Source organism: Candidatus Corynebacterium faecigallinarum (assembly GCF_052264515.1).
Taxonomy (GTDB): Bacteria; Actinomycetota; Actinomycetes; order Mycobacteriales; family Mycobacteriaceae; genus Corynebacterium; species Corynebacterium faecigallinarum.
On record NZ_JBQQOC010000001.1, the window covers coordinates 1 to 26,519 of the forward strand.

The 26,519-nt window shown below is 66.7% G+C and carries 24 protein-coding genes and 1 tRNA gene; 13 read left to right on the top strand and 12 right to left on the bottom strand.

All coding sequences use genetic code 11. The annotated features are described in order from the left end of the window. The first annotated feature begins 17 nt into the window (after positions 1-17). Positions 18-851 carry a thioesterase family protein gene (locus tag ACTXPP_RS00005; RefSeq protein ID WP_301520171.1) on the top strand — a complete coding sequence of 278 codons (834 nt, stop codon included), beginning with the start codon at positions 18-20 and terminating at the stop codon, positions 849-851. Between the two features lie 39 nt (positions 852-890). Here ACTXPP_RS00005 and ACTXPP_RS00010 read toward each other — a convergent pair whose 3' ends face one another. The 3 genes from ACTXPP_RS00010 to ACTXPP_RS00020 are packed head-to-tail and all read right to left on the bottom strand — an operon-like array spanning position 891 to position 3,524. Further along, positions 891-1,286: a hypothetical protein gene (locus ACTXPP_RS00010; protein ID WP_301494660.1), complete on the bottom strand. Its 396-nt coding sequence runs from the start codon at positions 1,284-1,286 to the stop codon at positions 891-893. Continuing rightward, a complete protein-coding gene (gene mshC / locus ACTXPP_RS00015) occupies positions 1,283-2,587 on the bottom strand; it encodes a cysteine--1-D-myo-inosityl 2-amino-2-deoxy-alpha-D-glucopyranoside ligase (protein ID WP_301494658.1) in 1,305 nt (434 codons plus the stop codon). The genes ACTXPP_RS00010 and mshC overlap by 4 nt, the downstream gene beginning before the upstream one ends. A gap of 52 nt (positions 2,588-2,639) precedes the next feature. Further along, positions 2,640-3,524: an undecaprenyl-diphosphate phosphatase gene (locus ACTXPP_RS00020; protein ID WP_443340375.1), complete on the bottom strand. Its 885-nt coding sequence runs from the start codon at positions 3,522-3,524 to the stop codon at positions 2,640-2,642. Between the two features lie 236 nt (positions 3,525-3,760). On the opposite strand from ACTXPP_RS00020, the gene ACTXPP_RS00025 reads away from it, so the two are divergent. Both ACTXPP_RS00025 and ACTXPP_RS00030 read left to right on the top strand, forming a co-directional pair. Further along, a complete protein-coding gene (locus ACTXPP_RS00025) occupies positions 3,761-4,870 on the top strand; it encodes a hypothetical protein (protein ID WP_443340376.1) in 1,110 nt (369 codons plus the stop codon). 8 nt (positions 4,871-4,878) lie between these two features. Then, entirely contained in the window at positions 4,879-6,027 is a 1,149-nt protein-coding gene (locus tag ACTXPP_RS00030) for a quinone-dependent dihydroorotate dehydrogenase (RefSeq protein WP_443340377.1), read from the top strand. 69 nt (positions 6,028-6,096) lie between these two features. Here ACTXPP_RS00030 and ACTXPP_RS00035 read toward each other — a convergent pair whose 3' ends face one another. Beyond that, entirely contained in the window at positions 6,097-6,660 is a 564-nt protein-coding gene (locus ACTXPP_RS00035; protein ID WP_301494651.1) for a YbhB/YbcL family Raf kinase inhibitor-like protein, read from the bottom strand. Positions 6,661-6,978: 318 nt separating this feature from the next. Between ACTXPP_RS00035 and ACTXPP_RS00040 the strand changes: the two genes are divergently transcribed. The 3 genes from ACTXPP_RS00040 to ACTXPP_RS00050 all read left to right on the top strand — a co-directional run bounded on the left by ACTXPP_RS00040 (position 6,979) and on the right by ACTXPP_RS00050 (position 8,559). Then, positions 6,979-7,067 (top strand) — tRNA-Leu (locus tag ACTXPP_RS00040). A gap of 79 nt (positions 7,068-7,146) precedes the next feature. Then, positions 7,147-7,824 carry a TVP38/TMEM64 family protein gene (locus ACTXPP_RS00045; RefSeq protein ID WP_301494649.1) on the top strand — a complete coding sequence of 226 codons (678 nt, stop codon included), beginning with the start codon at positions 7,147-7,149 and terminating at the stop codon, positions 7,822-7,824. A gap of 9 nt (positions 7,825-7,833) precedes the next feature. Further along, a complete protein-coding gene (locus ACTXPP_RS00050; protein WP_443340378.1) occupies positions 7,834-8,559 on the top strand; it encodes a DNA-binding protein in 726 nt (241 codons plus the stop codon). Here the strand turns inward: ACTXPP_RS00050 and ACTXPP_RS00055 are convergent. The 3 genes from ACTXPP_RS00055 to ACTXPP_RS00065 are packed head-to-tail and all read right to left on the bottom strand — an operon-like array spanning position 8,444 to position 11,077. Further along, a complete protein-coding gene (locus tag ACTXPP_RS00055; RefSeq protein WP_301497769.1) occupies positions 8,444-9,745 on the bottom strand; it encodes an SPFH domain-containing protein in 1,302 nt (433 codons plus the stop codon). The two genes, ACTXPP_RS00050 and ACTXPP_RS00055, sit on opposite strands and share 116 nt — an antisense overlap. Before the next feature lie 3 nt (positions 9,746-9,748). After that, a complete protein-coding gene (locus tag ACTXPP_RS00060) occupies positions 9,749-10,186 on the bottom strand; it encodes an NfeD family protein (RefSeq protein WP_301497767.1) in 438 nt (145 codons plus the stop codon). 12 nt (positions 10,187-10,198) lie between these two features. Then, positions 10,199-11,077 carry a DUF3097 domain-containing protein gene (locus ACTXPP_RS00065; RefSeq protein WP_443340379.1) on the bottom strand — a complete coding sequence of 293 codons (879 nt, stop codon included), beginning with the start codon at positions 11,075-11,077 and terminating at the stop codon, positions 10,199-10,201. A 28-nt stretch (positions 11,078-11,105) separates the two neighbouring features. On the opposite strand from ACTXPP_RS00065, the gene ACTXPP_RS00070 reads away from it, so the two are divergent. Next, the gene (locus tag ACTXPP_RS00070; RefSeq protein WP_301497773.1) at positions 11,106-11,939 is read left to right on the top strand and encodes an Rv1486c family protein; all 834 of its coding nucleotides are present in this window, start codon (positions 11,106-11,108) and stop codon (positions 11,937-11,939) included. A 16-nt stretch (positions 11,940-11,955) separates the two neighbouring features. Here ACTXPP_RS00070 and ACTXPP_RS00075 read toward each other — a convergent pair whose 3' ends face one another. Together ACTXPP_RS00075 and ACTXPP_RS00080 are read right to left on the bottom strand one after the other, a co-directional pair. Beyond that, on the bottom strand, positions 11,956-13,842 hold the full coding sequence (locus tag ACTXPP_RS00075) for a DIP1281 family NlpC/P60 protein (protein ID WP_443340380.1): 1,887 nt from the start codon (positions 13,840-13,842) through the stop codon (positions 11,956-11,958). 550 nt (positions 13,843-14,392) lie between these two features. Next, complete coding sequence (locus ACTXPP_RS00080; RefSeq protein WP_301495958.1) at positions 14,393-14,893, bottom strand: Rv1476 family membrane protein; 501 nt, start codon at positions 14,891-14,893, stop codon at positions 14,393-14,395. Positions 14,894-15,200: 307 nt separating this feature from the next. On the opposite strand from ACTXPP_RS00080, the gene ACTXPP_RS00085 reads away from it, so the two are divergent. From ACTXPP_RS00085 to ACTXPP_RS00105, 5 genes are all read left to right on the top strand, one after another. Then, positions 15,201-18,014, top strand: coding sequence for an aconitate hydratase (locus tag ACTXPP_RS00085; protein ID WP_301495956.1), 2,814 nt, complete (start codon positions 15,201-15,203; stop codon positions 18,012-18,014). 81 nt (positions 18,015-18,095) lie between these two features. Next, on the top strand, positions 18,096-18,668 hold the full coding sequence (locus ACTXPP_RS00090; RefSeq protein WP_301495954.1) for a TetR/AcrR family transcriptional regulator: 573 nt from the start codon (positions 18,096-18,098) through the stop codon (positions 18,666-18,668). 138 nt (positions 18,669-18,806) lie between these two features. Beyond that, positions 18,807-19,073 carry an ACT domain-containing protein gene (locus ACTXPP_RS00095; RefSeq protein ID WP_301495961.1) on the top strand — a complete coding sequence of 89 codons (267 nt, stop codon included), beginning with the start codon at positions 18,807-18,809 and terminating at the stop codon, positions 19,071-19,073. A gap of 14 nt (positions 19,074-19,087) precedes the next feature. Further along, positions 19,088-20,458: a PFL family protein gene (locus ACTXPP_RS00100; protein WP_301495952.1), complete on the top strand. Its 1,371-nt coding sequence runs from the start codon at positions 19,088-19,090 to the stop codon at positions 20,456-20,458. A 38-nt stretch (positions 20,459-20,496) separates the two neighbouring features. Beyond that, positions 20,497-21,258 carry a hypothetical protein gene (locus ACTXPP_RS00105; protein WP_301520473.1) on the top strand — a complete coding sequence of 254 codons (762 nt, stop codon included), beginning with the start codon at positions 20,497-20,499 and terminating at the stop codon, positions 21,256-21,258. On the opposite strand, the gene ACTXPP_RS00110 is transcribed toward ACTXPP_RS00105, so the two are convergent. Together ACTXPP_RS00110 and ACTXPP_RS00115 are read right to left on the bottom strand one after the other, a co-directional pair. After that, on the bottom strand, positions 21,218-22,567 hold the full coding sequence (locus tag ACTXPP_RS00110; protein ID WP_443340381.1) for an alpha-hydroxy-acid oxidizing protein: 1,350 nt from the start codon (positions 22,565-22,567) through the stop codon (positions 21,218-21,220). The two genes, ACTXPP_RS00105 and ACTXPP_RS00110, sit on opposite strands and share 41 nt — an antisense overlap. 70 nt (positions 22,568-22,637) lie before the next feature. Further along, positions 22,638-24,266 (bottom strand): ABC-F family ATP-binding cassette domain-containing protein, encoded by a 1,629-nt coding sequence (locus ACTXPP_RS00115; protein WP_301495947.1) that lies wholly within the window; start codon positions 24,264-24,266, stop codon positions 22,638-22,640. A gap of 497 nt (positions 24,267-24,763) precedes the next feature. Between ACTXPP_RS00115 and ACTXPP_RS00120 the strand changes: the two genes are divergently transcribed. Next, positions 24,764-26,020 carry a lycopene cyclase family protein gene (locus ACTXPP_RS00120; RefSeq protein WP_301495945.1) on the top strand — a complete coding sequence of 419 codons (1,257 nt, stop codon included), beginning with the start codon at positions 24,764-24,766 and terminating at the stop codon, positions 26,018-26,020. Here ACTXPP_RS00120 and ACTXPP_RS00125 read toward each other — a convergent pair. Continuing rightward, positions 26,010-26,510, bottom strand: a complete 501-nt coding sequence (locus tag ACTXPP_RS00125; RefSeq protein WP_443340382.1) for a metal-sulfur cluster assembly factor — start codon at positions 26,508-26,510, stop codon at positions 26,010-26,012. The genes ACTXPP_RS00120 and ACTXPP_RS00125 overlap by 11 nt on opposite strands. Positions 26,511-26,519: the final 9 nt, after the last annotated feature.

Sequence of the window (26,519 nt, forward strand, 5' to 3'; positions counted from 1 at the left end):
AGCTAGACTGCCGCGGTATGACCTCCACCACAGACGCCTACTTCCTGCCCGGGCCGGAGTCGACCACCGACACCGGCCAGTTCACCCGGACATTCACCGCGACTGAACACACCGAGAGTCCCTGGGGTCGCGGGTTCCAGCACGGCTCGCCTCCCGCAGCTTTGATCACCCACGTGCTCGAACAGGTCGTCCCCGAGACCGGCGGACGCCTGGTGCGGGTCACCACCGAGTTGTTGGGCGCGGTCCCGCTGGGAGAACTCCATGCGGTGGGACGGGTCGTCCGACCGGGACGCAGGATCTGCCTGGTCGAGGCTGTGGTCACCGATCCGGAAGGTCGCGAGGTCATCCGCGGTAGCGGCTGGTGGGTGCGTACCCGTGACACTGCCGGGATCGAGACCCCCGGTGAGCGCAGTGGGGCTGATGAGGCAGGAGCATCCAGCGCTACCGGGATGGTGCCGTTGGAGGAGGCGACGTCGACTGCTTTCGCCGAGATGTGGTCCAGCGGCTACATCGACTCACTGGTGACCCGGGGTGCCCCGGGCCAGCTCTGGCTGCACAGCCGGATCCCGGTCGTCGCCGGCATCCCCGACTCCCCGTGGACCAGGCTCGCCGCGGTCGCCGACGTGGCCAACGGCACCAACCCCACCCTCGACCCAAAATCGTGGACGTTCATGAACACCGACCTGAGCATCCAGCTGCACCGGCTGCCCCGGGGCCAGTGGATCGGCATCTCCGCCGAGGCCAGCTACGGGCCGGACGGCATCGGCCTGACCAGTGGCCGGATCCATGACCTGGACGGCCCCGTCGGCACCACCAGCCAGTCGCTGATGCTGGAGCCGATCGCCACGTAGCCGCTCTCCGCTGACCGACGGTGACCCGCCGGCCACCCGTCAGGCCTGGTCGTCCTCGTCGGTGACCCGTTCCAGGTCGGCGAGGACCTGGGCGCCGTCCGCCCCGATCTCCTCGCACAGCACGGTGACCAGGTCACGGAAGTCCTCGTACTCCTCGTCCTCGTACACCGCCCCACCATGGCGGTCACTGAGCGCCTGCAGGGCGTCGTGGGCGGACATCACCTGCAGGACGACCTCCCCGGCCGGTTCTGACCTCGCCCCGGAGATCAGCCGGTGCAGGATCTCGGCAGCTTCGGCGACCGCGGACTCCGGGAAGGGGGCGTCCCAGAACTCCCGGTCTTCCTCACGCAGGTAGCTGCCGGTGGCCATGGCGCTCAGGTTGTCGATGAACTCGCGACGTGCGTTGTCGGTGGCGAGTGCGGCCTCGTCGCTCACAGAATCACTCCCAGAAGTGCCGAGCACAGGGTGCGGAAGCGGTCGCCCGCTGAATCGCCCGCAGACTCGGTCAGTTGCTCGGTCAGTTGCTCGGTCGGCTGATCGCCGCCCTCCGCCAGTTGCTCACACCAGGCATCGACGAGGTCGAGAACCCGGTGGGTGTCGAGGTCGTCGGCGAGAGCCGTGCGCACCTCGACCACGAGTTGGTCCGCCTCCGACGCCGGACGGGACTGCGCTGCCGTCGCCCACGCCCGCCACCGGGCCAGTCGGTCCTCGGCGCGGGCCAGCACGTCCTGCGACCAGTCACGGTCTTCGCGGTAGTGGGACTCGTACAGGCCCAGCCGGATCGCCGCAGGGTCATGCCCCTCGGCGGTCAGGTGGGAGACGAAGACGAGGTTGCCCAGCGACTTGCTCATCTTGACCCCGGCCAGGCCGATCATGCCGGTGTGGACGTAGTGCCCGGCCATCCGGTCGCAGTCGTGGGCGGCTTCGGCGTGGGCGGCGGAGAACTCGTGGTGCGGGAAGCGCAGGTCACTGCCACCGCCCTGGATGGCGAAGGACGGCCCCAGGCGGTTGGTGGCGATCGCCGAGCACTCCACGTGCCAGCCGGGACGTCCCGGCCCGAAGGGTGACTCCCAGGCGGGCTCGCCGTCACGGTGTGCGCGCCAGACCAGAGCGTCCAACGGGTGCCGCTTGCCCGGACGCTCCGGGTCACCGCCGCGCTCGGCGAACAGGGTCGCCATCGTCTCCGCGTCGTAGCGGGATTCGTAACCGAACTGCTTGGTGAAGGTGTGGTCGACGTAGATGTCGGGGAACTCGTCGGCATCGAGGCGGTAGGCCGCCCCGACCTCGAGCAGCGAGGACACCAGACCGATGACCTCGTCCACGGACTCGATGGCCCCGACGTAGTCGCGCGGGGGGATCACCGACAGGGTCTCCATGTCGGACCGGAAGAGGTCGATCTGGCCGGTGCCGAGATCCCGCCAGTCCACCCCGTCGCGCTCGGCACGCTCGAACAGCGGGTCGTCGACGTCGGTGATGTTCTGGACGTAGTGCACCCGGTGCCCGTTGTCGAGCAACTGCCGGATGACCAGGTCGAAGGTCACGTAGGTGGCGGCGTGGCCGAGATGGGTGGAGTCGTAGGGCGTGATGCCGCAGACGTAGATCCCCACCTCCTCACCGGCACCGCCGTGCTCCGGGACCCGGACGGGCAGGACGCGGTCGTCAGCGGTGTCGTGGAGAGTCAGGGGTACACCGTCTCCAGCGAGAACGGGTACCTCGGGAATGGGCCATGAACGCATGGGGCCAGATTCTAGCGCCCCACAGGACGCGGCGCGCGACCGGGCTGGCCGGTCAGGCGTTGATGGTGCCGGTGGCCAGCAGGATGAGCACGATGACACCGACCGGGATCCGCCAGAGGGCGAACCAGGCGAAGGAGTGGTTGGCGACGAACTTCAGCAGCCAGGCGATGGAGATGTAACCCAGCACGAAGGCAATGGCGGTGCCGACGATGAGCTGGGCCCCGGAGGCGGCCTGTCCGGCCGCGGGGTCGAAAGCGTCGGGCAGACTGAACAGACCCGAGGCGAGTACCGCTGGAATGGCCAGCAGGAAGGAGAACCGGGTGGCGACCTCACGGTCCAGGTTGAGGAAGAGACCGGCGGAGACCGTGGCACCGGAGCGGGAGACGCCGGGGATCAACGCGAGGCACTGGGCGAAGCCCATGATCAGGGCGTCCTTCATGGTCAACTTCTCGTAGGTGCGGGTACGGGTACCGATCTTCTCGGCGAAGATGAAGACGAAGGAGAACAGGATCAGCACCGTGGCGGTGATCCACAGATTTCGCAGGTTGTCGCGGATGACGTCCTTGAAGACGAACCCGATGATGCCGACCGGGATGGTCGCGGCGATGACCATCCAGCCCATCCGGTAGTTCAGGTTGTCGCGTTTGGTCTTGTCGAAGACCCCGGCGAACCAGGCGGTGAGGATCACCCAGATGTCTTTGGCGAAGAACACCAGGACCGCCAGTTCAGTGCCCAACTGAATCACGGCGGTGAAGGATGCGCCGGCGTCCTCACCCCAGACCAGCTGGGAGACGATGCGCATGTGTCCTGAGGAGGACACCGGCAGGAACTCGGTGAGTCCCTGGACGATGGAGAGAATGACCGTCTGCATCCAACCCATGTCTGTGGTCGTGACGATGTTGGCCGAATCAGCGGCGAGGTTTGCGGTTACTGCCATGGACCGACAGGCTACCCTGCGAGACCGCCGACCGCCTGCTGCACCACACCTACTGTGGCGCAACGCACGACCGGATACCGGTACCACCCCTGCATGCAGTGCACGGTGGACAACGGGTGTGACAGGCAGTTGCCTCTGGGGCGGTGCGAGGGGCGTGTAGTAGCGTGATGGGCGTGAGAAGCCTGCTGAGTGCCGTAACGAAGACCACCGCAACAACCAGAACACGGCGAGTCCGGGTGACTCCGACAGCGGCCGCCCTGGCCGCCGTGGCCACCGTGTCGACCGTGGCCCTCGCCGGCTGTGGCAGCGAGTCGGATGACGTCGAGGGGGACGAGGAGGGTGTCGTGGGTGTCGTGGCGACCCCGTCCGACTCCCCCGAGGCAACCAACCCGGTCGGTGAGGTGTCCCAGGGGGAACCGGTCACCGGGCTGGTGCGAGCATCGCTGAACAGCAGCGGCACCGCTGACAGCGACGCGGAGGGCGAGCCGGTGCCCGTGGCGTCACTGGAGAACGGCAACCTGGTGATCGGGTCCTTGGCCGACCTGGCTGACGTCGCCGGCGGCGACGCCGAGACGGTTGCCGTCGGCGAGGACTGCACCACGATCAGCGGCACGGTCGACGGCGTGGTGCTGGGCTGCGGTTCCACGGTGCGCATCTTCGACAATGAGGGGACGGAGACCTCATCGGTCGACGCCCCGGGTCCGGTGACCTCGGTGACCCAGTCGCCGTCCGGAACGCTCCTGGTCTCCGTCGAGGACTCGGACAAGTCGTACTGGCTCGACACCGACGGCGAGGAGATCAGCTCCGAGACGATGACCGACACCGCCGACGGGGTGACCCTGGTGGGCAACACCCGGAACTCCGACGACGACGGGGCACCGGAGTGGCGGGCTGCCCTCATCGATGCCGCCCAGTCGAGTGTGACCGATCTCGGCATCGACGATCAGGAGCGCAAGGCGGCGCTGCGTATCGGCCAGGGTGTCGGCACCGTGTCCGCCGGCATCGATCCGGACGGTGTCCTGGTGGCCAGCGACCCCCGTCAGGGGCAGGCGTTGGTCTACACCCTCACCGACGTGATCCGGCACACCCAATCCGTTCCGACCGGCGACGGGACGTGGGCGGTGCTGTGGGATTCGGCACGCGGTCTGATGTGGGTCTCCACCACCGGTGACAACACCTTGACCGCCTATGACCTGTCCTCGGGCACACCCGAGTCGGTCGGTGACGTCTCGACCTCGGCCGATGTCCGGCACATCATCGACGACGGTTCCGGTGACCTCCTGCTCATCACCGCCGACGGCTCCCGGGAACTGATCCCGGCAGATGACCTCCCCAGAAAGGACTAGAGCGCTCCATGTCTTCCCTCCCCCAGTCCCCTGACCGATCACTCGGGGACCGGTCGCTGTTCCGTCGTGCCCGCGGCCGGGTGTACGCGACGTCGTTGAAGGTGATGTTCAGGCTCCGTCCGGAGCGGATCCACGGGCTGATGTCCACCGCCCTGACCGCCACCGCTGCGGTGACGCCGGTCCGCGACGCACTGCGCCGCACCCTGGTCGTCGACGATCCGGTGTTGTCACAGACCATCGCCGGGATCGCCTTCCCCCGTCCGCTGGGATTGGCCGCCGGTTTCGACAAGAACGCCACCGAAGTAGACGTGTGGGGTCCGCTGGGCTTCGGTTACTCGGAGGTCGGCACGGTGACCGCGGTGGCCCAGCCGGGTAACCCCACCCCGCGTCTGTTCCGGTTGAGCCGGGACGGGGCACTGCTGAACCGCATGGGCTTCAACAATGACGGTGCCCGCAGTGCGATCACACGACTGTCCCGTCGTTGTGAGCCCGAACCGGTGGGACTGAACCTCGGCAAGACGAAGATGACGCCCTCCGAGCGTGCTGCCGCCGACTACTTCGAGTCAGCCCGTACGGTACGGGACAACGCCGACTACCTGGTGATCAACGTCTCCTCACCGAACACTCCCGGTCTGCGCGACCTGCAGGCGGTGGAGAGTCTGCGTCCCATCGTCGACGCGGTGCGCAGCGCCAGCGACCTCCCCCTGTTCGTGAAGATCGCCCCGGACCTGTCCGACGAGGACATCGACGCCGTGACGGACCTGGCCCTGGAGTTGGGTCTGACCGGACTGATCGCCACGAACACGACCATCAGCCGCGACGGGCTGGCCACCCCGGCATCCGAGGTGGCGGCATTGGGGGCCGGCGGTGTTTCCGGCATCCCGGTCGCAGAGCGTGCCCTGGAGGTCCTCCAACGGATCAGGCAGCGGGCAGGAGATGACCTGGTGCTCATCGGTGTCGGCGGCATCTCGACCGCCCAGCAGGCGTGGGAACGCATCAACGCCGGAGCCTCGCTACTGCAGGGCTACACCGGCTTCATCTACGGCGGTCCGGACTGGATCAGGGACATTCACCTGGGGCTGGCCCAGCAGGTGCGACGCCACGGCCTGGGGAATATCTCCGAGGCCGTCGGCGCTGGACTCTCCTGGCAGGGCTGACCCAGCCGCTGCCAGGGGTCCGGTGAGTGACCCCGTGGCGGGGTGCGGGACGACCTACCTGTTCTCCGCCTACTTGTTCTCCGCCCAGCCCCAGAGCAGGGCGCGGGAGGACGCCCGGAAGTTCAGGTTGAATCCGAGGATGGTCGGTGTGGACCGGTCGCTGACATCGTCCAGCATCTCGGGGATCGCGTGGACTGCGAAGATGTAACGGTGGGGGCCGTGACCGGCCGGCGGCTCGGCACCGTAGAAGCCACGACTGCCACTGTCCCCACGCAGTGCGACAGCGCCCTCGGGCAGGCCGGCCAGTTCGGCATCGCCGATACCGGCGTCGAGGGACGTCACCGACGCGGGGATGTTGAAGACGGCCCAGTGCCAGAAACCAGCTGCGGTGGGTGCATCCGGGTCGTAGCAGGTGACCGCATAGGAGACGGTGCCCTCCGGGGCACCGCTCCAGGACAGCTGCGGCGAGACGTCGGCACCGCCGAGCTGCTCGGCCGGCAGGCGGCCCCCGTCAGCGAAGTCATCGCTGGTCACGGTGAAGGTCGGCAGGTCAGTCAGCGGCGCGTAGGGGTCCGGTCCGGGGAACCGGGAGTCGATGTACGTGGGCCGGTGGTGGCGGTTGGAATCACTCATGCTGACCAGTATGCCGAAGCCATTCTCTCCCCGCAGAAACCGATTATGCAGACATATCTAACCGGTTTATCGGCCAGGTCTGAGTGGCCTCGGAAGGTGGCGGAACTGCGGCGGAGTCGGCCCGCACCCGGCCTCCCGTCAGCCTGTCGACGAACCACCGTCCAACTGTTGGGAGCCACCGTCGAATAGCGGCGAGGCGGCGAAAATGCCGAACATCCTGCGCATTTGTCTGGTGAGGGCAAGGGCGTTACAGTTATCGCAGTGCAACGGACAACGGCAGACGCCGGAAGGTTCACCTTGTTCGTTTACCGCATCCATGTCCGGGTGGCGGAATGGCAGACGCGCTAGCTTGAGGTGCTAGTGTCCTATTAACGGACGTGGGGGTTCAAGTCCCCCTCCGGACACCACGAGTAGAGACCCACTGAAAAGTGGGTCTCTACTTTTTGCTGCCCGTACCGATCCCGATGAAGTGTGTGCCACACCACCATGAGACGACACCCCCTCGCCTCGTCAGCGGGCCTCCTCGCCCTGGGCCTGCTGGTGCTCCTCGGCGTCGCCTTCATGCCCACACCAGAGATTGAGACCGTCCGGCGGCAGGTCGCCGACAGCGGCGTCTGGGGGCCGGCGACCTACCTCGCCCTGATGGTCGGGACCACGCAGGTTCCGGTGCCCCGCACGATCTGGACCGTCTCCGCCGGAGTCATCTTCGGCAGTCTCATCGGATGCCTGCTGGCGATCGGCGGCATGGCCCTGTCCGCCGCCCTGTCCATGATGGTGGTGCGCTGGATGGCCGGGCCGGCTGTGCGCCGTGCGGAAGACAACGACCGCGTCCGGTTGGTGCAGGAGATCCTTTCCGAGCGAGGCTGGACGACCGTCCTCGGGCTGCGGATGATCCCCGTCATCCCGTTCAGCCTGTTGAACTACGCCTGCGGGCTCAGCCGTATCCCCATGCTCCCCTGCCTCGCGGCCACCGTGGCAGGCTCAATTCCGCTGACCGTCGTTGCGGTCGTTGCCGCGGATGCAGTGGTCGCCGACGGAGATCCACGGGTCGTTCTCATCGGCGTGGTTGTCGGGTTGACCGGCCTGGTGATCGCGGGACGCGAGGTGCTGGGCATCCAACGACAGCTCGCCGGTCAAGGGCCCACCGTAGACAGGAATCGGTAGGCTGGTGGCATGTACGCCATCCAAGCCACATACCGTGGAACATCCCGTCGTCGCGCGGACTACGTTCGCCAGGTCGCCGACGCCCTGGGACACGCCGGTGGAGTCCACGAAGCCCGTGTCCTGGGCGCGGAGGATGCCCTGGTCCTCGCCGGGGACTCCGACAGTGCCACCGGAGTCGTCCTGAATCTCCTGCAGGCCGGGGACTTCGCGGTGGGCATCGCCGCGGTCACCGGTGACGAACTCGACGCCGCCGACGCCTACGAATCCACCAGCGGTGAAGGCAGCGACGGAGACAAGCCCGGTGACGAGGACGAAGGGGCAGCGCAGGCCGGCTCCCAGGACGACCCGCTGACCGCCCAGCTCGCCGCGGCCGCCGCACGGGCCGCGGAGGGGCTGCGCCGGGCCGGCCAGATCCACTCCCGGGTGGAGCTCCCTGGTCCCGGCGGGGTGCAGTACCCCGGGCACGGCATGGAGGTCGCCTCAGACATCACCGCCGCCTTCACCCTGCTGGCCCATATGCTGGCGCGTCGCACGGCCGAAGGCCGGGAGGCAACTGCGCTGATGCGTCAGGGCCACCTGCAGAGTGAGGCGGCGGAGATGGTCGGAATCTCGAAGCAGGCTATGTCTCAGCGCCTGGCTGCTGCGGGTTGGCAGGCCGAGCAGGCGGGTTGGCAGCTTGCTGTCCATATGTTGGCCAGGACGGAGTCTCTTCAGAGCGATGACGCTTTCCGCTAGGCTCCTCGGACTGCTCGCCTGCCTCGGACTTCTCCCCCGTCACCGAGGGCACTGACACGGAGGGCACCGACGGCGGCGGAGGGGCATCCTGCTCATCCACCGAGCGGTTCGCCACGGCATTGGCCTCGGCCACCGCCTTGGCAATCTCCGGGGCGGACTCGGTACTGAACCAGTTCTCGGACGTGGTCTCGTTGGCGAAGTCGCGCAGTGCCTCGTCGACCGGGCCGGCCTCGTAACGGAAGACACCCTCGTCGTCCTTCTTCGCGAAGGCCTTGGCGAACTGCTCCAGGGAATCGCCGAACTGCATCGGCAGCATCCAGACCTTGTTCGCGTCGCCCTGCGCCATCTCCGGCAGCTTCTCCAGGTACTGGTAGGACAGCACCTCCGGGGTGACCTGTGAGGACTTGATCGCGGCGGTGACCTTCTGGATCGCCTTGGCCTGACCCTGCGCCTCGAGGTACTTGGCGGCACGCTCACCCTCGGCGAGCAGCATCCGGGCCTGACGCTCGGCCTCGGCGGAGAGGATCTGGGCATGCTTGTCACCCTCGGCCCCGAGGATCCGGGCCTGCTTCTTACCCTCGGCGGTCTTGATGTCGGACTCACGCTGGCCCTCGGCGGTGAGAATCATGGCGCGCTTCTCGCGGTCCGCCTTCATCTGCATCTCCATGGACTGCTGGATCGAGGGCGGCGGGTCGATCGCCTTGAGCTCGACGCGGCTGATCCGCAGACCCCACTTGGTCGTCGCCGCGTCCAACTCGCCGCGCAGGCGACGGTTGATCACGTCACGGGAGGTCAGCGTCTCCTCCAGGGTCATGCCACCGACCACGTCACGCAGCGTGGCGACGGAGATCTGCTCGACACCGACGATGTAGTTGTTGACGCCGTAGATCGCCCGGGCCGCGTCGTTGATCTGGAAGGTCACGACAATGTCGATGGCCACCGTCAGGTTGTCCTGGGTGATGACGGCCTGCGGCGGAAAGGAGACCACCTGCTCACGGGTGTCGACCCGGTCACGGACGCGGTCAATGAACGGGACCAGGATGGTCAGCCCACCCGAGACCGTCCGGGTGTAGCGGCCCAGCCGCTCGATGACGGCGGCCTCTCCCTGCGGTATCAGGGCCACCGACTTGAACAGGGCGACGGCAACGAGGACGAGCAGCAGGATCAGCAGGATACTCGCTAACATACGTCAGACTCCTTTCCACACCACTGCTGTGGTGCCTTCGATGGAGACGATCTGCACACGATCTCCGGTGGTGAACGATTCCCCGGGGTGTGCCGCCCGGGCCGACCAGATGTCTCCGTCGATGCTGACCTGTCCGACGGTGTTGTCCGCCGACACCGGGCTGAGCACCTCAGCGGTCCGCCCCTCGAGTTCCAGGGACGTGAACTCCCTGACCTCCCCCTGGGCCACGAACCGACGACGCAGGATCGGGCGGATGAACAGGACGCTGGCGAACGCGAAAGCACCGAAAGCCCCCGCCTCCACCCAGACCGGAACATCGAACGCCGCCACCCCCGCGGTTCCCAGGGCCGAGACGGCGAGCATCAGCAGAGTGAAGTCCATGACGATGAACTCGCCCACGGCCAGAACCGCCGCTCCGATCAACCAGATGACTGCACCCATGACCACACGCTATCAGTTCTCAGAGAGGTTTGGCTCGGTCACAAAGTCAACCAGGCGCTCGACCGCCCCGATCAACGTGGCGTCCAGATCCCGGAAGGTTTTCACCGTCGCCCTGACGTGCCGCCAGCCGTCGGTCGGACTTCCCCAGCCCAGTCGGCGGCAGACCCCGGTCTTCCAGTCTTCGCCGTAGGGCACCGTCGGCCAGGCGTCGATACCGACCGACGACGGCTTCACAGCCTCCCAGATGTCGATATAAGGGTGGCCGGTGACCATGACATGGGGCCCCAGGCCCCTGGTCATCCGCGACTCCTTCGAGCCCTCGACCAGGTGGTCGGCGAGAACGCCGACCCGCCTGTCCGGTCCGGGCCGGAACTCGGCGAGCATCTCTGGGAGGTTGTCGAGGCCCTCGATGAACTCGACCACCACCCCCTCCACCCGCAGGTCGTGACCCCAGACCTGTTCGACGATGGTGGCATCGTGCAGTCCCTCCACCCAGATGCGTGACGGGGCGGCGACCTTCGCCTGCACATTGGCGACCCGGCGGGAACCGGAGTTGGAGCGTTGCTGCTCGGCGGCCTCCGGAACATCCGACGGTGCGATGTACCTGGTCAGTGTGACAGGGTGCCCGTCGACGAGGAATCCGCCGGGACGCATCTTGAACAGCCGGTCCCGCCCGTGGCGGTCCTCCAGCCGGACGAAGTCACCGTCGTAGGTCCGCTCGAAACCGGTCACCGCGCCGACCCAGCCGCTCACCGGGTCCTCGACCACGGTGCCGGTCTTCGCCGGGATCTCCGGCGGAGCAGGGCGCCGTGATGCCGCTCCCCCGGATCGTGATCCGCCAGATCCTGATCCTCCGAGGATGTCGTTTCCGTACCTGTCGTTGAAGCTCATGACGGTCAACAATAGGCTAGGACGGATGATGTCCCGCACCCCCATCCGCGAGCAACTCTGGTCTCCGGTGCAGAACACCTCCCTCTGGCTCGGGTGGTGGCTCCACGGTCTGCTCCCCACCGACCAGGTCATCGACGCTTTCCAGGATGTTCAGGGACCGGCACACACCCTCGTGGTCGACGAGATGTCCGGCGACCCCTTCGGCGGGCGGTTCACCGGACGCCGCACGACCCTGGTGGACCTTCTACTCGCCGCCCGGGAGGTCACCAAGGACAGCCCCGTCGGCCTGGCGGACCGTCCCCTGGTCGGACTGGCCCTCGCCGGCCCAGGTGATCCCCCGGCCCTGCCGGCCGGCACCCGTGGTGCCGCGGCGGTGGCGTCCACCGGGGCCGGGATCACTGTCGCCGACGCCGAGTCGGACGTCGTCCATGTCATCGTCCCGACATTGCGGGACGCCTCGCTGGTCGAGTGGGTCTGGTACCGCTGTGAAGGGCCCTCTGCACCGGCGGAGTTCTTCAGTCCCGGCGAGGCGGAGACCCGGTTACGTGAGGCCACCAGTGCTGCGGCGGCACTGATCGAGGAGGCGTCCGACGATGGTCTGTCCCCCACCCCGCACGCCGGTCCCCGACTGGCGGTCGGGACCCTGTCGGACTACTTCGGACTGCCGGGCCTTCCCGAGGGCGTGTCGCCGCGTGCCGTGAAATTGATGGCCAGGGCCGACGTGGTGTCCTCGATCATCGAGGTCACCCGGTCCTCGGCGGCCGGCGCCTCCCTGGACCCGGCCCTGCTCCCCCTCTCACGCGCGGTCCGCACCGCGCGGATCACTGCTGTGGACCACGCGATGCGGGAGCTGGTGCGCTAGCTGCTTCGGCAGCGGGTCACTCGATCGGGCGGACCGCCATCGGCTCCATGCCGTCCCAGCGCACCGGCGAGATCTTGACGACATCGCCGGAGTTCGGTGCCTCCAGCATCTGGCCGTCACCGAGGTAGAGGGCCACGTGCTGGGTGCCACCGGGCCCCCAGAAGATCATGTCGCCACGCTGTGCTTCTCCCGCCGGCACCTGGGTGCCGCCGCTGGAGTACTGGTAGCCGGAGTACTTCTCGAGCTGGATACCGACAGCGGCGAAGGCGTAGACCATCAGGCCGGAGCAGTCGAAGCCGACCTTGGCGTAGTCGCCGTGGGTGTCTGCGACACCACCGTCGCGCACACCGAGGGTGGGCCCGTCCTGGTTGCCGCCACCCCAGGAGTACGGGGTGCCCATCACGCCCATTCCGCGCTCGATGACCCGCTCGATCTTCTCCTCGCGGCTACCGGAGGAATCCGGCGCTGCCGGCTCGCTGCCACCGGGGGTCGGGAGGCTCGGGACGATTCCGTCTTCCCCGCCGGACGGCAGGTTCTCCCAGGACGCGCCCGCTGCGCCCTGTGCGGCGTTGATTGCGGCGTCAACGGCCCCATCAGGGTTTCCTTCCAGGTGCGCGTTGATGCCGGCGAATGCGGCGGCGCCAGCGGCACCGACCAGACCATCGATCGCGGCCTGACGGCGCTCATCGCCCTCCGGGTCAGCACTGAAGGAGGACTCGATGGCACCCGGATCGACCGGCTCACCTTCCTCACCGCCGGCACTACCCTCAGCACCTGAGCCCTCGGACAGGCCGGGATCCCCGGCAGGCTGCTCGTCGGGCTGCTCGTCATGCACTGCGGGATCTTCCTCAGCGGGGGCGCTTTCTGCAGGACCCTCCTCGCCGAGATCCTGCTCGGCAGGAGCCTCGACGTCCGCCGGAGCCTCAGCACCCTCAGGTGCCTCAGCGCTCTCCGTGCCCTCCATGCCCTCGGCGCCCTCAGGGATCTCGACCTCCTCGACCTTGGGCTCCACCAGCTGATCAGCGGTGTCATCCTGTCCCTCGAGCCGCGCCTCGGCACGGTCGGCGGCGTTCTCGGCGGCCCGACGCTTGTCGAAGGAGGATGCCCCGGCGTTGGCGGACACCCGGTCGACGGCGCTCTTGGCCGCCTTCAGGCGGGCCTCGGCTGCGGCAAGGTCGGAGCGCACGCCCTCGAGCTCGCTGGACTTTTCCGCGATGGAGGACTGGGCACTGGAAAATGCCTCTTCCGCGGCCGCATGGGCGTCACGAGCCTGTCCGACCATTCCGTCGGCGGTGTCCCGGGACTCACGCAACGAGGACTCCTCGTTGGCGGTCTGGGTCCGGACGAGGTCGAGACGGTCGATCTCGGACTGCTGCTTCTCGCTGGCGAGTCGCAGGTAGGTGGCACGGTCCAGGGAATCTGCGGCGATGTCACCACCAGCAGCCAGGTTCACCGGGGCGGCGTCACCACCACGGGCGTAGGCGGACCGGGCGATCTCGTCGAGCTGCTCCTGCGCCTCTTCCACATCGGAGTTGGACGAGTCGAGACGTCCGCGGGCGTCAGTGACATTGTCCTGGGCTTCCTGGGCTTCACGCTGGGCACGGTCCAGGTCGACGCGGGCCTTGTTGACGGACTCGCGCAGGCCACCGAGCTCGTTCTCCATCGACGCGACCGCGCCTTCGGTAGACGAGACCTCGCCGACGAGGTCAGCGAGGAAAGATTCGGCGGTGGCGTTGGAGTCACCGGACCCGGAGTCCGCCGGGTCCGACGCGTCCGAGGGGGCGGCGACGGCAGTGGTCGCTTGGACAGTGAGTCCAGCGGCGACTGCAAAGGACAGCAGTGTCCGCGTGGACCGGACGGTCGACCTGCGGGTCGTCCCACGGGCTTTCAGTCGAAGTGCCACGGTTGGTCTCTCCTCGTGGAAATGGCGATGGCGATAAGGGGCAAATCTCGCGTGCCGTCGACCGTGGACCCCGTGATCCGGCGTCCTGTCCACCACGCTTCCCCGCATGATGGTCCAGGGCCCGAAGCTCCGGAGCGATCCGACGGAGCTGTGAGGCCCGCCAGATTGTCACGGTCTGGTTTCGGTTCGGTCTGGTGCGCGGAAGCACTAGATGCAACTTCCGTCACTCTGATACCAGATCGTTACCAAATGACGACAGGTGAACCGTAAGCCACAGCACTCCCATGCGAAACCCGACTCCCACTAATCACATAAGAAACACGGGGAACATGAGTCATGGGATACGGCTTGACCTGCGAGCGGAAAGATGTTCGGCATCTATGTGATTTTCATCACATTAGGGAATGTCTCGGCGTGTCGAATTGCCACATCGATGCAGGTAGTGCCGAAGTCTGGACCAGGACTTTAGCTAGGACAAGCCAACGACCTTGACAAGGGTGAAGCGCCGACACTCACAGGGGTCGGCGCTTCATAGGGAAATCCGTGACTGTCAGCGTCCGGGACGTCGATAGGTGATGACGGCGCCGGCAGTGGCACAGAGTGCGACGATCAGCACTCCGACCAGGATCAGGACATAGAGAAGGCCGAAGTCCGGCTGCATCTGCTCAGCGGAGAGGAGGAAATCCGGCACATCCTCAGGTGCACGTGAGCCGTGGAGCTCGCGCTGGGTCGACTCGATCTGATAGCGCGACAGGGAATCGCTGAGTACCTGGGTGTTGTGCGGGGCACGAACCATGACAGTGTCGGCACCCGTATCGTCCTTGACGGTCTGAGCCAGGTTCCGAAGCACGGTTCCGGCCCCGGTGCTTCGGTCAAGCAGGACGATGTTCAAGTCCTCGAGTGCGGACGCACTCTCCCCCGCGCCAGCGACGAGCTCGCGGTAACTCGCGATATCCGTGTCACTGAGCCCGTCTCCGGCCTGCGAGACGGAGAGTCCGGAGGCCTCGATCTCCTGGAGAATCGCGTCGAGATCAATATTCTCGAACTCCACCGTGCACCTCATCCGCCACTGTCGGTTCTGCTGTTGGTTATCTGACTGTATAGATTTGTACCAGCACGCGTGCCGTTCGGGGGTGTCGACACGCGCAGTATTCCAGAGCGAGTCCGGTCTCATCCTGCAGTTATGTAGCATAACGGTCGTACTGTTACAGTAGAAGTGACGGAATCCGCGGCGGCTACTGCACAATGGAAGGTGGCCTGCGACGGCGCGTATCTTCGACGGCGCCGAGAGTGGGATGACGTCGGACGAACGTCACACAACTGACGACGATAACGAGAAGAGATTCAGGAGCACTGACGTGACTGAAAGCAAGAACTCCTTCGGAGCCAAGGGGACTCTCGAGGTTGGTGACCGCACCTACGAGATGTACCGCCTCAGCGAAGTCCCGGGCATGGAGAAGCTGCCCTACTCGCTGAAGGTCCTCGGCGAGAACCTGCTGCGCAACGAGGACGGTGCCAACGTCGCCGCCGAGCACATCGAGGCCATCGCCAACTGGGACCCCTCGGCTGACCCGAGCATCGAGATCCAGTTCACCCCCGCCCGCGTCGTCATGCAGGACTTCACCGGTGTGGCCTGTGTTGTCGACCTCGCGACGATTCGTGACGCCGTTGTCGCCATGGGCGGCGAGGCTGACGACGTTAACCCGCTGAACCCCGCCGAGATGGTCATCGACCACTCGGTCATCATCGAGAACTTTGGTGACTCCAGCGCTCTCGAGAAGAACGTGGACATCGAGTACCAGCGCAACGAGGAGCGCTACAAGCTCCTGCGTTGGGCCACCGGCGCCTTCGACAACCTGCGCGTGGTCCCCCCGGGAACCGGCATCGTCCACCAGGTCAACATCGAGTACCTGGCCCGCACCGTCTTCGACATGAACGGTGTCGCCTACCCCGACACATGTGTCGGCACCGACTCCCACACCACCATGGAGAACGGCCTCGGCATCCTCGGCTGGGGCGTGGGTGGCATCGAGGCCGAGGCAGCAATGCTCGGCCAGCCGATCTCCATGCTGATCCCCCGCGTGGTCGGCTTCAAGCTGACCGGTGACATCCCCACCGGCGTGACCGCCACCGACGTGGTGCTCACCATCACCGACATACTGCGCCAGCACGGCGTGGTCGGCAAGTTCGTGGAATTCTACGGCAAGGGCGTCTCCAAGCTGCCCCTGGCCAACCGCTCCACCATCGGCAACATGTCCCCGGAGTTCGGCTCCACCGCCGCGATGTTCCCGATCGACCAGGAGACCGTCAACTACCTGCGCCTGACCGGCCGCGACGAGGAGACCCTCGCCCGCGTCGAGGCATATGCCAAGGAGCAGGGCATGTGGCTTGACCCGGAGACCGCTGACGAGAACGAGCCGAACTTCTCCGAGTACCTCGAGCTGGACCTGTCCACCGTCGTGCCGTCCATCGCCGGCCCGAAGCGTCCCCAGGACCGTATCGAGCTCTCCTCCTCCAAGGCCCAGTTCCGCAAGGACCTGCACAACTACGCCGACAGCAACTCCGGCAACCCGGACGCCCAGGACTTCGTCGCCGAGGGCGGCAACGTCGGGGGCCACGCCGGCACCCCGACCACCGCTGCCGACGCCAAGGGCAACCTGCCGTCCGCCGCCAACGGCAACGTGGGTCGTCCGTCCAACCCGGTCGAGGTCAACTACAACGGCCAGGACATGATCCTGGACCACGGTATGGTCGGTATCGCCTCGATCACCTCCTGCACCAACACCTCGAACCCGTCGGTCATGGTCGGTGCCGGCCTGCTGGCCCGCAAGGCCGCCGAGAAGGGACTGACCTCCGCACCGTGGGTCAAGACCTCCATAGCCCCGGGTTCCCAGGTCGTCACCGGCTACTTCGAGGCTGCCAACCTGTGGAAGGACCTGGAGGCCATGGGCTTCTACCTGGTCGGCTACGGTTGCACCACCTGCATCGGTAACTCCGGCCCGCTGCCGGACGAGATCTCCAAGGGCATCAACGACGCCGACCTGGCCGCCACCGCGGTCCTCTCCGGTAACCGTAACTTCGAGGGACGCATCTCCCCCGACATCAAGATGAACTACCTGGCCTCCCCGATCCTGGTCATCGCCTACGCCATCGCCGGCACCATGGACTTCGACTTCGAGACCCAGCCGCTCGGCCAGGACCAGGACGGCAACGACGTCTTCCTCAAGGACGTCTGGCCCTCCACCGAGGACATCCAGGAAGTCATCGACTCTTCGATCTCCCGCGAGCTGTACACCGCCGACTACGCCGACGTGTACAAGGGCGACCACCGCTGGCAGTCCCTGGACGTGCCGGAGGGCAAGACCTTCGCCTGGGACGACGCCTCGTCCTACATCCGCAAGGCCCCCTACTTCGACGGCATGGAGACCACCCCGTCCCCGGTCAACGATGTCAAGGGTGCCCGCGTCCTGGCTCTGCTGGGCGACTCGGTCACCACCGACCACATCTCCCCGGCATCCTCCATCAAGCCCGGCACCCCGGCCGCCCAGTACCTGGACTCCAAGGGTGTCCAGCGTAAGGACTACAACTCCCTGGGTGCCCGCCGTGGTAACCACGAGGTCATGGTCCGCGGTACCTTCGCCAACATCCGCCTGCAGAACCAGCTGCTCGACGGTATCGCCGGTGGCTACACCCGCGACTTCACCCAGGAGGGTGCACCGCAGTCCTTCATCTACGACGCTGCGGTGAACTACGAGAAGCAGGGCACCCCGCTGGTCGTCCTGGGTGGTAAGGAGTACGGCACCGGTTCCTCGCGTGACTGGGCTGCCAAGGGCACCCTGCTGCTGGGCGTCAAGGCCGTCATCGCCGAGAGCTTCGAGCGTATCCACCGCTCCAACCTGGTCGGCATGGGCGTTGTCCCGCTGCAGTTCCCGGCCGGCGAGTCATGGAAGTCCCTGGGCATCGACGGAACCGAGACCTTCGACTTCGAGGGCATCGAGACCCTGAACGAGGGTGTCACCCCGGAGACCGTCAAGGTCACCGCCACCAAGGAGGACGGCTCGGTCATCGAGTTCGACGCCGTCACCCGTATCGACACCCCCGGTGAGGCTGACTACTACCGCAACGGCGGCATCCTGCCGTTCGTGCTGCGCAGCATGATGAAGAAGGTCTAGACCCTTCGTCCGTCACCGCCCGTCACGCGAGTCCTCGCGCGGCGGGCGGACCGCTATCCCGCTTAAAAGGGGCTGAACTCCATGCCAAAGGTCAGCGAGACAGACCTCTCCGAGCGGCGGACAGACATTCTCCGGGGAGCCCGTGAGTGCTTCGTCACCCACGGCTACGACGGTGCCACCGTCTCCCGGTTGGAGAAGGAGACAGGCAAGTCACGCGGGGCGATCTTCCACCATTACCGGAACAAGGAGACCTTGTTCCGCGAAGTCGCACACCGGGACATGCTCCGGATGACCGAGCTGGCCAGCGAACAGGGCATGATCGGTCTGATCAGGTACCTGCTGGAGGACCCCGAGCTTGCCGACTGGTGGGGCCTGCGGGTGGAGATCACCCGTCGGATCCGACACGACGAACAGCTCAGGAAAACCTGGGACGCCGACCAGCAGACCCTCCGCCGGGCGGTCACCGCACGTCTGGAGGAACAGCGTGACTCCGGGCGCCTGCGCACCGACATCTCCACCGAGACAACCCTCCAACTGCTGGAGCTCGTCCTCGAAGGTGTCATGGCGCATCTGGCGTCCGACCGGGACGACACCCTCCTCCCCGAGGCACTCGATATCGTCGAACACTCGCTCCGAGTCCAGGACACCGACTAGACGTCGGTTGTCCAGTGTCTGCCGGAGGATGATCCGCCGCACCACCCACTGCGCCCACGGGTGCCGGGACCGCCCATTTCCGGGCGAGACCGCCACCGGTGGGCGTCTCCATTCCCCCCAGGACGTAGCATGAGAAGTATGATCGCGATCATGACCGTCACCGGACGGGACCACACCGGAATCATCGCCGCCGTCTCCACGGCTTGTGCGGAGCTGGGGATCAACATCCGCAACGTCTCCCAGACGATCATGGATGAATGGTTCACCATGATCCTGCACGTCGAACTGCCCGACGACCTTTCCGTCACCGCCGTCAACGACCGTATGACGCGCGTCGAAGAGCAGGAGAAGCTGGTCATCACCCTCCAGTCGCAGGCGATCTTCGACGCCATGCACGAGATCTGAGGGGACCAGGACACGTGACTGCCTTCCTTCCGTCATCCTCCATCCTGGAGACCATCGAGATGATCCAGCGCTACCGGCTGGACATCCGCACCGTGACCATGGGCATCAACCTGCTCCCCTGCGTCCGCGCCACCTCCGAGGCCACCTGCGAGGCGGTGTACGACATGGTCACCTCCCGCGCCGAGGAACTCGTCCCGGTGTGCCGCGGCATTGAAGCCGAGTTGGGCATCCCGATCGTCAACAAGCGCATCTCCGTGACCCCGGTCGCCCTGGTCTCCTCGGCGGTGCCCGGCTGCGACCCGGTCGACATCGCCCGTGCGCTGGACCGGGCCGCGGCAACCGTGGGCGTGAACTTCATCGGCGGCTACTCCGCGCTCGTGGAGAAGGGCGGTACCGAGGGCGACAAGCGACTGGTCAGGTCGATCCCCGAGGCGCTCAGCGAGACCGACGTGGTGTGTTCCTCGGTGAACATCGCGTCCTCGCGGGCCGGTATCAACATGAACGCCGTCCGGGAGATGGGCCAGGTCATCAAGGACTGCGCCACCGCAACCGCCGACCGTGGCTCGATCGCCTGCGCGAAGCTGGTGGTCTTCGCAAATTCCGTCGGAGACAACCCGTTCATGGCCGGCGCCTTCCACGGCATCGAGGAACCCGACTGCGTGATCAGCGTCGGGGTCTCCGGCCCCGGTGTCGTCGACCGGGCCGTCGCCGCCCTGGGCCCCGAGGCTTCACTCAACGAGATCGCCGAGGAGATCAAGAAGGCCGCCTTCAAGGTGACCCGCACCGGCCAGCTGGTCGGTACCATGGCCGCTGAGCGGCTCGGCGTTCCTTTCGGTATCGTGGACCTCTCCCTGGCGCCGACCGCGGAGATCGGTGACTCCGTGGCCCATATCCTGGAGCACATGGGTCTGGAGCAGGTCGGTGCCCACGGCACGACCGCTGCCCTGGCCTTGCTCAACGATGCGGTGAAGAAGGGCGGCATGATGGCCTGTTCACGGGTTGGTGGCCTCTCCGGCTCGTTCATCCCGGTCTCCGAGGACGCCGGGATGATCGAGGCCGTGAAGGCCGGGAACCTGAACCTGGAGAAGCTGGAGGCGATGACCGCCATCTGTTCGGTGGGCCTGGACATGGTCGCCATCCCCGGGGACACACCCGCATCCTCCATCGCCGGGATGATCGCCGACGAGGCCGCCATCGGGATGATGAACCACAAGACCACCGCGGTGCGCGTGATCCCCGCCGTCGGCACGTCCACCGGTGACGACGTCGATTTCGGCGGGCTGCTCGGCCACGCCCCGGTGATGCCGGTGAGTTCGGTCGGCAGCGACGGCTTCATCAGCCGTGGCGGTTTCATCCCTGCCCCCGTCCACGGATTCCGCAACTGACCACCAACACCATGATCTTCACTCACGCGCGCAACTCAATGACTCTCCACGACCCCGATAGCGCCCTGGCCGAGGGTGTGAACTCCGGCGCTTTCGACGTGCCCTGCACGCTTCCCCCGGACTCCGCCGCAGTGACGGATGCGTTGCAGGACCAAGGAACGATGCCGATCTCCGGGACACGCTGGCTGGGGATGTCCACCGGCCAGTTGGTGCTCGCCGGGGCCTCCGCGGTACTGGTACTGGCCGGGGTGGTCCTCATCGGTGTCAGTTCCGGGCCGTCCGACACCCCTGGGCTGGTCACCGGGGTGGTGCTGGGGGTTATCGGCCTGGTGGTCGGGGCGATCACCGCAGTGTCGGTGCGTGCCCGTCACCGTAACCTGCTCCTGCTGGCCGCCGCATGGCAGAACGGTTGGCTCCGCTTCGCACCCGCCGAGGTGAGCGCGGTGTGGGTCGACCGGACGGTGCAGCACGGGCAGAAACGGCATGACCGGGTCAACCAGGACAACCGGTACTGGTACCGGGCGCTGGTCCAGGTGCACCCCACCGACGGGCACGCCCCGTTCACGGTCACCACGGAGCCCTTCCAGGCGCTCGGCGACCGTGACGGGCGTCCGCATGACCTCCGCACCGCACCGGGTCCGTTGGACTCCTTCGAACCGGAGTACGCCAACGGCTGGACGGTGGCCCGCTACGTCGCCGGGGACGCCGCCTCCTGCGCGGCCAGTGCCACGGTGACGACGAACTTGTCGGACGACCAGGTCAGGGCCGCTCTTGCAGCGGCAGGTCACGCAGGTCACTGACCGTCGCGGCACCCGTCAGCGCCATCGTCAGCTCCAACTCGGCCAGCACGTTCGCAATGACCTCCTCCACACCCTGTTGACCGCCCACGGCGAGGCCGTACATGTGCGGCCTCCCCAGTAGGACGGCGTCCGCACCGAGAGCGAGAGCGACGGCGACATCGCGTCCGGTACGGATCCCGGAGTCGAGCAGGACGGTCGGATCCGGGCCGATGCGCTCACGGACCTGCACCAGCGCGTCGAGGGCGGCGATGGAGCCGTCCACCTGTCGCCCCCCGTGATTCGAGACGATCAGGCCGTCGGCGCCGATCTCCAACGCCTTCTCGGCGTCGGCGGGGTGGAGGATTCCCTTGAACACCACCGGCAGGCTGGTTCGGTCCTTCAGGGTGGCCAGCATCTCCCAGTCCAGCCCCGGATTGGAGTAGATGTCCAGGAAGGTCTCGACGGCCGCCCGGGGCTCCGGCGACAGCAGATTGCGCAGGGTCCGCCCGGGATGGTGCCGCACGATCGACAGCAGCGATGCCACAGCGGCCGGGGTGACCGCGACCTTCTCCTCCTCCGCAGCTGTAGCGGCTGCATTGTCTGTACCGGCCGCAGCGGCTGCGTTGGCCCGCTGGGTGGCACCGGCGATCCGGGAGCGCACGATCTCCCTGAAGGTGGGGTCGGAGGTGTACTGGGCGATGCCCTGTCCGCGGGAGAACGGCAGCGAGCCGAGATTCAGGTCCTGCGGTCGCCACCCCAGCACGGTGGTGTCGAGGGTGACCACCAGGGCTCCGGCTCCGCTGGCCTCTGCGCGGGCGATGAGACTGTCCACGAGGGACTCATCTTTCGACCAGTACAACTGGAACCAATGTCCAGCATTTTGACTTGACTCTCGAATCGCCGAAGTGATGGCTTCCAGCGGAGAGGAGCCTTGGTTGCTGATCACGTAGGGCACCGAGGAGTGCCCGGCGGCTCGGCCGATCAGCAGGTCAGAGTCCGGATGGACCAGCGCACCGGCGCCGACCGGCGCTAGCAGCACCGGCGAGGGAATGTCATCGCCGAATATACTCACAGACAAGTCACGTTGCTTGACTCCGTGTGCCATTCGCGGAATGATCCGGTGGCGATCGAAGGCCTCCCGGTTGTTGTCGCTGGTGCGGCCTTCGCCAGCACTGCCGGCGACGTAGGCCCACGCCTTGCGGGACATCTTGCGCCTGGCGGCCTTGGCCAGGCCGTCGGCATCGGTGGGCACTGTCGGGCGACGCCCGGACGCCCCCGCCCGGTAGATCTTCCCCTGCCTCGCGCGTCCCGCTCCGGTGTCTGCGTCCATACCTCCGGATGCTATCGGACGCGAAAGTTCGGCACGGCGGATCGTCGAATTCGGCCGGTGGGGTTCTCCCCTACGCCAGCTCGACGATCTCCATGTACGCGTCGCTCCACAGGTCCTCGTCGCCGTCGGGCAGGACGATGACCCGCTCCGGCTCCAGGGCACGCACCGCGCCCGGGTCGTGCGTGACCAGGACAACGGCACCGGTGTAGGTCCGCAGGGCGTTGAGCACCTGCTCGCGGGACTGCGGGTCCAGGTTGTTCGTCGGCTCGTCCAGCAGCAGGACATTCGCCCGGGAGCTCACCAACGTCGCCAGCGCCAGACGGGTCTTCTCACCGCCGGAGAGTGTGCCGGCCGGCTGGTCGAGCTGTTCACCGGAGAACATGAAGGCGCCCAACAGTCCGCGAAGGTCCTGCTCCCCGGCCTCGGGGCAGGCCTGGATCGCATTGGTCCACACGCTGGCGTTCGGATCGATGGTGTCGTGCTCCTGGGCGAAGTAGCCGACCTTCAGCCCGTAGCCGGAGACGATGCCACCCTCGCCGTCGGTGCGCTCCACTCCGGCCAGCAGCTTCAGCAAGGTGGTCTTGCCGGCGCCGTTGAAGCCGAGGACAACGACCCTGGAGCCCTTGTCGATGGCGAGGTCAACACCGGCGAAGACCTCGAGCGAACCGTACATCTTGGTCAGGCCGGTCGCATTGAGCGGGGTCTTGCCGCAGGCGGCCGGTTCCGGGAAGGAGATATTGGCGTACTTGTCCTCCTGACGGACCTCGTCGAGGTTGTCGAGCATCCGGTCGGCACGCGCCAGCATCTGCTTGGCCGCGGCGGCCTTGTTGGCCTTCGCGCCGAACTTCGCCGCCTGGTCACGCAGTGCCCCGGCCTTCTTCTCGGCGTTGGCCTTCTCCCGACGACGCCGCGCCTCATCATTGGCTCGCGCAGCAAGGTACTTCTGCCACGTCATGTTGTAGGCATCGGCCTCACCGCGCACCGCGTCGAGGAACCAGACCTTGTTGACCACGGCCTCCAACAGTTCGACGTCGTGGGAGATCATGATCAGCCCACCCTCGTGGCGCTGCAGGAAGCCGCGCAGCCAGGTGATCGAGTCGGCGTCGAGGTGGTTCGTCGGCTCGTCCAGCAGAAGAGTCGTCGCCGAGCGTCCGGAGCCGGACGTCGCGGCGAAGAGGATCTGGGCGAGCTCCACACGACGGCGCTGACCCCCGGACAACGTCTTGAGCTGCTGGTCGAGGATGCGTTGGGGAAGCCCGAGACCGTCGCAGATCCGTGCGGCCTCCGAGTCAGCCTCATAGCCGCCGAGCGCACTGTAGCGCTCCTCCAGGCGGCTGTACTTGATGATCGCAGCGTCCCGCTGGGAGTCGGATCCGACCTCCATGAGCTCCTGCTGACGGTCCATGGAGGACCGCAGCTGGTCGAGTCCGCGGGCGGAGAGAACCCGGTCGCGGGCGGTCTGCTCGATGTCGCCCTCCTTGGAGTCCTGCGGCAGGTAGCCTATCTCGCCGGAGCGGGTCACGGTTCCGCCGTAGGGCTCGCCTTCGCCAGCGAGGATGCGCATCGTCGTCGTCTTGCCCGCGCCGTTGCGTCCGACGAGGCCGATCCGGTCCCCGGGCTGTACTCGGAGCTGCTGGTCTGGGGCATTGAGCAGGGTGCGGGCCCCGACGCGCACCTCAAGATCCTGGGTAACAATCACAACGGACCAGCCTAACACGCTGGTCTCTTAAGGCAGGTCTCGGCCGTTGAGGATCGGCGTCGTGAATCCGGGAGCGGTCAGAGCCGACCATTGGCTCATCCGGACAGTTGTGGGGGTGGGCGTCGTGCTCTCCGTCCTCCCGCCTAGGGGAGAGAACCGCGTCGGCCTTTTCCTTCAGGAGGACCGAGGACGTCCCACCCACCACTTCCGCCCGGCCACGGAGTGTAAACTCCCCCTTCTCCGTTGCCATCGTCCTTCGGGCCATGCCACCCGGACGCTGCTTAATATATCTGCGGGCCGCGCCTTTGACTCGGTTTTGTTGAACAACGATCACCCGGGACGTTACGCCGGGGGTAGCAACCGGTGATACCGTGAGGAACAACGAGGAGTTCAGCCGGGGAAACTACGCTAGTCACACACTGTTTAGGTAGCCCAGACACAGCGATACCCAGGAGGGTTATCCGGGGGTAGTTTAGACTCACCAAAGGAGAAAAGACGTGCACATCGCCATCATCGGTCTCGGGCCGGCCGGGGCAGTTCTGGCCCACCGCGCGCTCAGTCGGGGGTGGACGGTCGACGGCTACGATCCTGCCTGTGTCACCGGGACCGCAGGTCCGGACGAGGAAGGCAGCGACATCCAGGCTCCGGCCTGGCGCAGTACCTACGGCGTCAGCATTGTGGACCTTCCGAGCTGGGCGCGAACCGCCATGACCTTCAGTGCAGTGTCCCCAGACCTGCTGGTGCACACTCCGACTCCCCGTCTGCTGCGCAACTGGGACTATGCGATGATCGACCGTGACCGCACCCGACACGACCTCACCCGGGGTATCCGACTGCACCGGGAGCGGGTCACCGACCTCTCCCCTGACGCTCTGGGCGTCGACGTGGTCGTCGATTGTCGCGGGGTCGTCGACCGTCCCGGCAGCATCCGCCAGGTGGCCTATGGGGTGGTGGTCCCCCCGGAGCTGGCTGAATCGTGGGGTCTCGGCGACGCGGAGTTCATGGATTGGCGGCCGGCTGGGCCGGACGTGCCGGATGCGCGAGAGCAGACGGCTCCCCCGAGCTTCCTCTACATTCAACCAGTCGAGAAGGGAATCCTCCTCGAGGAGACCGTACTGGCTACCCGGCAGCGCACCCGGGACCTACTGCCGCTGCTCCGTACGCGGCTCCACCGTCGTATCCCTGCCCTCGTAGACGATGCGGGTGAGGAGGTGGAGAAGGTGGTCACCGACACCGAGACCGTCCACTTCCCGATGGACCGTCGACGTCGAGGCTGGTACACCGGCGTGCAGGACGGCATCGCGGTCTTCGGCGCGGCGGGCGGGCTGGTCCACCCCGCCACCGGATACTCGGTGGCTGCCGCGGCCCGCACCGCTGACCGGATGCTGGACATGGTCGAGGCGGGGTCACTTCCCCGCCGAGCCAGGCTCTCGGCTGTTACGGCCTACCATCTGCGCCGATTCGGGGCAGAGCTGATCGTCCGGGCAGACCAGCAGGTCCTGCTCCGGTTCTTCGATGCCTTCTTCCGGCTCCCCCACCATCTGCAGAGCGGCTACCTCGCCGGCCAAGGCGGTACCCCTGTTGCCCTGGCCATGGTCTCGCTAGCCGCCTTCCCCCGCCAGGTGCTCCCTTTCCTGCGCCAGACTCCCGCCGCACTGCGCGCAGTGTTCGGGACACGGGAGTCATCACCGGCAGGGCGTGGACGGCCCACGCTTCCTGGAGGTCTTCGGACGTTACTGCGTCCTAGACGCTGAAGCCGAGGTAGCGCAGCTGCTCGCGGCCGTCCTCGTTGATCATGTGGGGGCCCCACGGCGGGGACCAGACCCAGTTGATCCGCAGCCCGGAGATCTCCTCGATACCACCGGCGACCGCAGCGTGGGACTGGTCCTCGAGCATGTCGGTCAGCGGGCACGCCGGGGAAGTCAGCGTCATGTTGATGACCGCCTCGGTTCCGGCATCGGTGCGCTCCACCCACACCTGGTACACCAGGCCGAGGTCGACGACGTTGATCCCCAGCTCGGGGTCGATCACGTCGAGCATCGCCTCCTCGATCTGGTCGGCGAGCATCACGTCCTCCTGGGAGAGCTCCGCCGGCGGCTCGGGGACGACGTCCAAGGGGTTCGGGTCCATCTGCGGGCTGCCGGGGTCGGCGGAGCCGGTGGTACCGCCGTTGCCGGTGGCGTTGCCGACAGGGGCAGCGCTGGCAGTATCGGCAGTGGTGTCCGGGGTCTGCTGGTCAGTCATGGTCTCTTT